The 7878-nt window shown below is 70.1% G+C and carries 8 protein-coding genes; 3 read left to right on the forward strand and 5 right to left on the reverse strand.

The window, feature by feature from the left end; all coding sequences use genetic code 11:
* Positions 1–4 precede the first annotated feature (4 nt).
* The gene (locus tag ACTMTF_RS30675; RefSeq protein WP_441113780.1) at positions 5–451 is read right to left on the reverse strand and encodes a DUF4442 domain-containing protein; all 447 of its coding nucleotides are present in this window, start codon (positions 449–451) and stop codon (positions 5–7) included.
* Between the two features lie 100 nt (positions 452–551).
* Between ACTMTF_RS30675 and hisN the strand changes: the two genes are divergently transcribed.
* Entirely contained in the window at positions 552–1346 is a 795-nt protein-coding gene (hisN, locus tag ACTMTF_RS30680; RefSeq protein WP_397005401.1) for a histidinol-phosphatase, read from the forward strand.
* On the opposite strand, the gene ACTMTF_RS30685 is transcribed toward hisN, so the two are convergent.
* The 4 genes from ACTMTF_RS30685 to ACTMTF_RS30700 are packed head-to-tail and all read right to left on the reverse strand — an operon-like array spanning position 1324 to position 4535.
* Entirely contained in the window at positions 1324–2145 is an 822-nt protein-coding gene (locus ACTMTF_RS30685) for a fructosamine kinase family protein (protein WP_441113781.1), read from the reverse strand. The genes hisN and ACTMTF_RS30685 overlap by 23 nt on opposite strands.
* Complete coding sequence (locus tag ACTMTF_RS30690) at positions 2142–2627, reverse strand: low molecular weight protein-tyrosine-phosphatase (protein WP_441113782.1); 486 nt, start codon at positions 2625–2627, stop codon at positions 2142–2144. Before ACTMTF_RS30690 ends, ACTMTF_RS30685 begins: the two co-directional genes overlap by 4 nt.
* Positions 2628–2645: 18 nt before the next feature.
* Positions 2646–3614: a serine hydrolase gene (locus ACTMTF_RS30695; RefSeq protein ID WP_441113783.1), complete on the reverse strand. Its 969-nt coding sequence runs from the start codon at positions 3612–3614 to the stop codon at positions 2646–2648.
* Between the two features lie 33 nt (positions 3615–3647).
* On the reverse strand, positions 3648–4535 hold the full coding sequence (locus tag ACTMTF_RS30700) for a phenylalanine 4-monooxygenase (RefSeq protein WP_441113784.1): 888 nt from the start codon (positions 4533–4535) through the stop codon (positions 3648–3650).
* Between the two features lie 126 nt (positions 4536–4661).
* Between ACTMTF_RS30700 and ACTMTF_RS30705 the strand changes: the two genes are divergently transcribed.
* Positions 4662–5114, forward strand: coding sequence for an Lrp/AsnC family transcriptional regulator (locus ACTMTF_RS30705; RefSeq protein WP_441113785.1), 453 nt, complete (start codon positions 4662–4664; stop codon positions 5112–5114).
* A 1026-nt stretch (positions 5115–6140) separates the two neighbouring features.
* Positions 6141–7451, forward strand: a complete 1311-nt coding sequence (locus ACTMTF_RS30710; protein ID WP_441113786.1) for an outer membrane protein assembly factor BamB family protein — start codon at positions 6141–6143, stop codon at positions 7449–7451.
* Positions 7452–7878: the final 427 nt, after the last annotated feature.

The following is a 7878-nucleotide window of genomic DNA, read 5'->3' on the forward strand; positions in this document are numbered from 1 at the left end:
AAGGTCAGGGCCGGTTGGGCCGCAGCGTCCAGCCGACGGTGAGCGTGGCGACCACGACGCCGTCGGCGTTCCTGACCTCCACCTCCACGTCGAACTCCGGCCGCTCCCCCGCGTCCAGCTTCGCCACCACGTCCTCGCGCGCACCCAGCAGGCGGGCCTCGGCCGTCACCTCGCCCCTGGCGAGCTTGTGATAGCGGATGGTGGACGCGGTGGCGAGCGGCACCGCGCGGCTGAGCTGGTCGCCGAAGGCGGTCAGCATGGCGGCGCCCGAGGCGGACTCCGCCAGGGTGAACAGGGCGCCCGCGTGCGGGCCCGCCACGTGGTTGTGCAGATCCGCCCGGTCGGGCAGGCGGCAGGTGGCGCGGCCGTCGCCGGCCGAGTCGAAGACGATGCCGAGCGTGCGGGCGAAGGGCACCGTCTGGAGCAGGAACTCTCCGGCGTCTAGGGACATGCCCCACATGCTACTGGGGAGTAACCGGAAGCGGACTTACCCGAAAAGACGCGCCGGGTGACTGATGCTCGGCATACCTGGCACGGTAGCGTGACTGTTCGTGCACGGTTATACCGATGATCTACGCCTCGCTCACGTCATGGCGGACGCCGCCGATGATCTGACCATGCGGCGCTTCAAGGCGGTCGACCTCAAGGTCGAGACCAAGCCGGACCTGACGCCGGTCAGCGACGCGGACCGGGCCGTCGAGGAGACGATCCGGGGGACGCTGCGCCGTGCCAGGCCACGCGACGCGGTCGTCGGCGAGGAGTTCGGCAAGACCGGCTGGGGCGCCAGGTCGTGGGTGATCGATCCCATCGACGGCACCAAGAACTACGTACGCGGCGTGCCCGTCTGGGCGACCCTGATCGCGCTGATGGAGTACGGCAAGGTCGTCGTCGGCGTCGTGTCGGCCCCCGCGCTGGGGCGGCGCTGGTGGGCGTCCACCGACGGCGGCGCCTGGACCGGCAGGAGCCTGACCAAGGCGACCCGGATGCGGGTCTCGTCGGTCTCCAGCCTGAGCGACGCCTCCTTCTCCTACTCCAGCTTCGGCGGCTGGGAGAAGACCGGCCGCCTGGACAACTTCCTCGACCTGAGCCGCGCCTGCTGGCGCACCCGGGCCTACGGCGACTTCTGGTCCCACATGATGGTGGCCGAGGGCTCGGTGGACCTGTCGGCCGAGCCGGAGCTGTCGCCGTGGGACATGGCGGCGCTCACCGTGATCGTCGAGGAGGCCGGCGGCACCTGGACCGACGTCGCGGGCGTCAACAGCCTGGAGGGCGGCAGCCTGGTCTGCACCAACGGCCTCCTGCACGACGAGGTGCTCAGGCGGCTCACAGCCCCAGCACCCGGGTGACGGCGGCCATCAGGCCGTCCCGATAGCCCTCGCCGAAGAGCACCACGTGCACGAGCAGCGGATGCAGCTGGTGCAGCGGTACCCGCTCCCGCCAGCCGTCCGCGAGCGGCGCCTCCTCTTGATAGGCGCCGAGTATCCGGTCGAGGTACGGCGCGCCGAACAGCGCCAGCATGGCCAGATCCGTCTCACGGTGGCCGCCGTGCGCCGCCGGGTCGACGAGCACGCCGGTGCCGCCGGACCAGAGCAGGTTGCCGCTCCACAGGTCACCGTGGATGCGGGCGGGCGGCTCCGGCTCCCCCGCCACCTCACCGAACCGCTCAACGGCCCGCTCGATCAGCCGAACGTCTCGCGAAGGCAGCCGCGCTCGCCGTACGAAGGGCAGAACGCGGCGGGAGGCGTAGAAGGCCGGCCAGCCCTCGGCGGGCGCGTTGCTCATCGGCAGGTCGGCGATGAAGCCGGGCCAGGGCGCGCCGAAGGCGGGCGCCCCTGCCCGGTGCAGGCGGGCCAGGTCGCGCCCGAAGCGTTCGGCCGCGGCGGCGGTGGGCGGCTCCTGGCGCACCCACGACAGCACGAGCCGGTCCTCCGCGACCTCGATCACCTCCGGCACGGTGATCGCCTCCCCGAGCCACCGCAGCCCGGCGGCCTCGGAGGCGAACACGTGCTGGGAGGTGAGCGCCGCCTCGGAGGCGAGCGCCTGCCAAGGCTCCTGGATCTTGGCGAACACCTCGCGCCCGTCGCCCAGCACGCCCCGCCGCAGCCGCCGGCCGTGGGACGTGCCGAGTTCGTCAGTCCACCTCATCGGCCGATCTCATCGGCGATGTGCCTGGCCACGCCCTCGGCGGCCGTCTCGACCAGGGTGAGGACCTCCTCGAAGCCCTCGTCGCCGCCGTAGTAGGGGTCGGGCACCTCGGCGCCGGCCGGCGCGTCCGGGTCGAAGGAGCGGAACAGCCGCACCTCCACCCCGGCGGGCGCCAGCCCGCGCAGGAACGCCTGGTTGTCGCGGTCCATGGCCAGCACCAGGTCGTAGCGGTCGAACCAGTCGGCGGTGAACTGCCTGGCGCTGTGCTCGGAGCCGTCATACCCGTGCCGGGCCAGGATGCGCAGCGCCCGCTCGTCCATCGGCCCGCCCGTGTGCCAGCCGCCGGTGCCGGCGCTCTCCACCGCCACCTGCCCGGCCAGCCCATGATCGGCGAGCACCTTGCGGAGCACCATCTCGGCCATGGGCGAGCGGCAGATGTTTCCCATGCACACGACACATACGCGGTACGTCACAGCGGTCATGTCCTCCATCATGAGGCTTCACCTGGGACAGGTCCGAAACGAGCGCATGACGCGCTCGGTGACGCCCTCAACGGTGGCGATGCCTGCCGCCACGTTCGGACTGCCTTCTGTCAGTACGGCGATCGCGTACGTGTGGCCGTGGCCCCGGATCAGCCCGACGCTCGCGACGGCCCAGCGCTTGTTGGACACGCGCTTCAGCCAGCCGTTCTTCAACGCCACGCGGTCGCCCTCGCACCTGGCCGCGCTGACGCCCCAGTCCTGCCCGCCGACGACCTCGCCCATCAGCCCGAGCACCCGCCGGCGAGCCTCGGCGGACAGCGGACTGGCGGGCGACACGAGCGCCCGCATGAGCCGGATCTGGTCCTGCGCGGAGGTCCTGGTGATGCCCCAGCAGTAGAGGTCCACGCAGGCGCCCGGGACGCCACGGGTGTGGCGCAGACCCAGCCTCTCGCCCGCCTCGGTGAACCCAGGAGCGCCGCCGATCCGCAGCCAGAGCCGGTCGGCGGCGTGGTTGTCGCTGAAGCGGATCATCAGGCCGGCGTCGCGCCTGACCGCCGCCGGGAGCTGGCGCCACGGGGTTCTCAGCAGGAGGGCCATGAGGATCTGCGCCTTGGCGGCGCTGGCGGTGATCAGCCGCTCGTCGCCGTGGTAGCGGTAGCGGCGGCCGGTCGTCAGGTCCGTGACCATGGCGGTGACCCGGACCGGACGGGTCACCAGATAGCGGTCAAGGCGCTCGGTGATCTCCTTGGGGATGATCCGGGAGACGACCCGCTCCGACGGGGCGCTCAGCCGAAGCCCCGTGATGACGGGTGGACCGAGCACCTCGGCCGACGCGGAGGCCCTGACCGAGCCCTCGATCGAGCTCTCGATCGGCCCCTCGATCGGAAAGGTGGGCGCGTGCTCCGCGAGCGTGGACATGGCAAGGCAGGACAGCAGGGCGATCGCCATGGTCAAACGCCGTAACGCGCGCCCCCAGCCCGCGATCATTCATGAATTATCATGAAAAATCGCGACACGTCGCTAGAGATTCGTGGCCACGATCTTGGCGATCGAGTCGTCGTCGCAGGTGGCCCAGAAGTCCCCCACAACGTCCTCCAGATGCTGCAGCGAGTCGGCCCGGAACAGCACATCCTGATATTTCGTGATGTCGTAGTGAGTCGTCCCCATCATGGCCAGGTCCAACGGCCGGACGTCCATGCCCCGGAACTCCTCGATCTCGCCGTACGACGACAGGATGCCCGCCCCGTACGCCCTGAGTTCGCCACCGTCCAGCATCACCCCGAACTCCAGCGTGAACCAGAACACCTTCGAGACGAACTCCAGCGCCGCCTCGCCCTCAACCCGTCGCGCCGCCTCCCCCGCCAGCCGGTAGAGCGCGGCGTAACGGTCACTGGCCAGCGCGTTGGCATGCCCGATCACCTCGTGCACCACGTCGGGCTCCGGCGTGTAGAACGGCACGGAATGGTGGCGGATGTACTGCGTCGAGTGGAAGTACCCGTCGGCCAGCACACCGTAGAAGTCCCGCAACGGCACCAGCCCCGCGGCCGGCAGATATCGGAACCCGGTCAGCGGCTCCAGCAGCTCGCCGACCTCCTGAAGCTGCGGGATGCGCGTACGCGGCAGCCCGAGCCTGTCGACGCCGCCGAGGTACTCCTCCGTGGCGTAGGCGGCGTGCTTGACCGCTAGCTCCCTGGTCACCAGCGCCCAGACCTCATGCTCCCGCTCGGTGTACTCGGCGACGGGAATGGGCGTCCCGCGCCGGTGACCGACCGCCAGCCCCGCGATCGCGTTCCGCCGAGCCCGGTAGACCGGATCCGCGAAACCCGGATGGGACGCGGCCAGCTCGACCACCACCGACCCGTCGTCCTGCGTAGCGATCGGGGCGAAGTACTGCGCTTCCTCGAACATGCCTCAGATGACAGCAACTTCCCCGATCGCTGGCAAGAGCGCGCAGTTTCCCTGCGCAATACGCTTAATTCCGTACGGCACACTCTCGTTTTCCTGTACGAATCGCTCATCCTTGAAAGGGTCACCGTGGACGATCTCGACGCTCGGTTGCTGGTGACAATGCGCGCCCACCCCCGGGTCGGACTGACCGAGCTCGCCAGGCTGCTCGGCGTCGCCCGCGGCACCGTACAGGCCCGGGTCGACAAGCTCATGGCCGGCGGCGTGATCGAGGACTTCGGGCCGACCGTCTCCCCGGCGCGGATCGGGTATCCGATCCACGCGTTCGTCTGGCTGCAGATCGCCCAGGGCCGGCTCACCGAGGCCGTCGAGGCACTGCGCGACGTGCCGCAGATCCTGGAGGTGCACGGCACCAGCGGTCAGCACGACCTGCTCTGCCGGGTCGCCGCGCGCAGCACCGACCATCTGCAGGAGATCATCGCCCACATACTGACCTCACCGGCGGTGCGGCGCACCGACTCCACGATCGCCCTGTCGACGCAGATCCCTTACCGAATCGAGCCCCTGCTGCTGGCCCGCTGATAGCATCCCCTCGATCGTTATCCGGACTATTAGGGCATAGCGCGATGCCGGACCGCCACCGGCGTCGCCATCGAAACCATGACAGACCACCCCCTCGGCTCACCGTCCAGTCCTACCCCCGAGCCCCCTCCCGGGCCCGCCCCCACGCCTGCGCCCGACCACGCGCCCCCCACCTGGGGCCCACCCCAGCATGCCCCGCCCGAGGGCCACCAACAGCCGTGGACGCCATCCGCCACCCCATACGGCCAAACCCCCGCCTCCCCTCACAGACCGCCTTCTCAAGTCGCGGACAACCCGCCGGCTGCGCCAGGAAACCCGTACGCCCAGCCGCAGGATCCGCCCCCGAACGGCCCTCTCCAGGGACCGTGGGGCCTGCCCGGCCCCACACCCCCGCCGGGGAACGCGTACGCTCCACCACCCCGATCCCAGAGCGGCCCTCCGCAGAGCCCACCCCCCTTCGGCGGAAGCAACCCTCCGTACAGCGCGCCACACCCAGTGAGCACCGGTGGCTCCAACGGCCCACCGCCCCCGGTGGAGGCCGGAAGCTCGTACGGCCCGGCGCAGGGGGCGGGAAACCCGTACGGCCATCCATCTCCGCCGCTGGACGGCCCTCCGCAAGGGCCGCCGACCTCGGCCGAAAGCACCGCCAACCCCCCACCGGGCACTGGGAACCCGTACGGTCCACCACCCTCAGCACAGCTCGGCCTGCCCCAGGGCCCACCGCCCTTCGGCGGAAGCAACCCCCCATACGGCGCGCCACCCCCGATGGGGGCGGATGACTCATCCGCCCCACCACCCCCGGTAGGGTCCGGAAGCTCGTACGGCCCCCCACCCCCAGCCGGGACCGGAAGCTGGTACAGCCCGCCGCCCCCGGCGGGAGGCGACCCATCGCCCTCCGGCGGCAGCGGTCCCTCGTACGGCCCAGCGCAGGCGGCGGGGAACCCGTACGGAGCGTGGAATGCGCCGGCGCCGCAAGGGGCCGGCAATGCCGGCACGCCGCAGAAGGCGCGCGGCAAGGCCAAGGTCGTGCTCATTGTCGCGCTCAGCCTGGTGGTCCTGCTGGCCGGCGGCGGCACCGCGTGGTGGCTGGTCGCGCGGCCGGGCACCTCGTCCTCCCCCACCGTCCAGGCCGGCGACGCCGAGAAGGGCGGGGCGGAAAAGCCTGCGGTGTCCGACTGGTCCGTACCCCTGCATGGAGCCGGCGGCGCGGACTTCAGCACCGGCATGGCGTTCGCGAGCTGGCTGACGGACACGACCGTCATCAGGGCGCAGAAGGAAGTCGTGCTGGCCTACGCGCTCAAGTCCGGCGAACAGGCCTGGCGCACGCCGCCACCGGGTGACCACGTATGCGGCGCCACCCCCGAGCTGTTCGAGGGCAAGGGCGCGTTCGCGTACGGCACCAGCAAGGTGTGCGACCACCTGGCCGGCATCGACGCCGCCACCGGCAAGATCACCTGGAAGATCAAGATCCCGGTCAGGAAGGACGGCGCACAGAGCGGCCTCATGGTCCCGGCCCTGATGTCCACCGACGGCATGATCATCGTCGAGACGGACGACACGCTGACCGCCTACCGCCTCTCCGACGGCGGCAAGGAATGGACCAAGACCATGCCGAACAAGTGCTACCTGGACGACGCCAACGCCGGCCCCGGCCGAGTCGTCGCCCTCGTCAACTGCGGATCCGCCAAGAAGAACAGCGTCCAGGTCATCCACCCGAAGACCGGCGACGTCGCCGGCAAATACCTGATCGGCCGACTCCCGCTGATGCGGGCCATCCTGTCGGCCAAGCCGATCGTCATCCAACGCGAGATCGACGGCAAGAACGTCTTCACCCACTTCGCGGCCGCCGGCAAGGTGAGCGAGTTCACCACGGACCGGGTGGACCTCCTCACCCAGAACGGTGTCGTCTTCGTCGAAGGCGTACTCGAACAGCGCCGTTACGCAGTCCACGGCGACCGCCTCTACCTGACCACCTTCTCCGAGAAAGCGGCCAAAACCGGAGGCACAAAGAACACGGCCCTGGCCTTCGACCTCAAGACCGGCCGCCGCCTCTGGGAGTCGTCGGGCACCCAGGAAGTGATGCTCACCTACATTCGCGCCGACAACCAGGGACTCCTGGCCCTGGAAGCAGGCGAACGACACACCATCGCGCCACGCCTGATCCGTCTGGACGCCGCTACTGGCAAGGCCCAGGAGGTGGCGAAGCTCCCGCTGGAGTACGCCGGCGAGGGGTCGAGGGCCAAGGTGTTCGAGCGCGACGGCGCGGTCATCACCCTCCCATGGTCCGCGGCGTACGGCCATAAGGCGGTCAGCTACATCACCCCCGCCGCCTCCTGACCCTGCCCCAGGCCGTGAAGGGCGGTTACGCAGCTGACGGCCCATCATCGACGCGCCCCTCAGTCGTGGTCATCCCTCGGAGCAAGGGCTCCTGGCGGTGGCTCGTGGGGTCCTCCACGGCCAGCCGCACCCGCCGGTCACGGGCCAGCACGCGCAGGATCAGGCTGAGGCCTTGAACGACGCCACCGACGATCACCACGTTCTCCGGCCGACGACACCTGGGTTAGACACCGTCGTCGTGCGCCAATCAATAACCGGTGAGTCACGTACGCCGGCTCGTTAGACACCCATACAACGCAAAAAAAGGGGGTTCCGCACCCGCAGGTGTGGAACCCCCTCAAAAAGCAGGTAGGGCCCCGACAGCCAAAGTGTCGGAGCCCTACCTGAAAGATTGTCCGGCGGTGACCTACTCTCCCACACCCTCCCG

It is taken from the genome of Nonomuraea sp. ZG12 (genome assembly GCF_052068115.1).
Classification (GTDB): Bacteria; Actinomycetota; Actinomycetes; order Streptosporangiales; family Streptosporangiaceae; genus Nonomuraea.

Bases quoted from the DNA above. Each gene is read 5' to 3' on its own strand.
- ACTMTF_RS30675 (WP_441113780.1), bottom strand. From the start codon at position 451: ATGTCCCTAGACGCCGGAGAGTTCCTGCTCCAGACGGTGCCCTTCGCC.
- ACTMTF_RS30685 (WP_441113781.1), bottom strand. From the start codon at position 2,145: ATGAGGTGGACTGACGAACTCGGCACGTCCCACGGCCGGCGGCTGCGG.
- ACTMTF_RS30690 (WP_441113782.1), bottom strand. From the start codon at position 2,627: ATGACCGCTGTGACGTACCGCGTATGTGTCGTGTGCATGGGAAACATC.
- ACTMTF_RS30695 (WP_441113783.1), bottom strand. From the start codon at position 3,614: ATGATCGCGGGCTGGGGGCGCGCGTTACGGCGTTTGACCATGGCGATC.
- ACTMTF_RS30700 (WP_441113784.1), bottom strand. From the start codon at position 4,535: ATGTTCGAGGAAGCGCAGTACTTCGCCCCGATCGCTACGCAGGACGAC.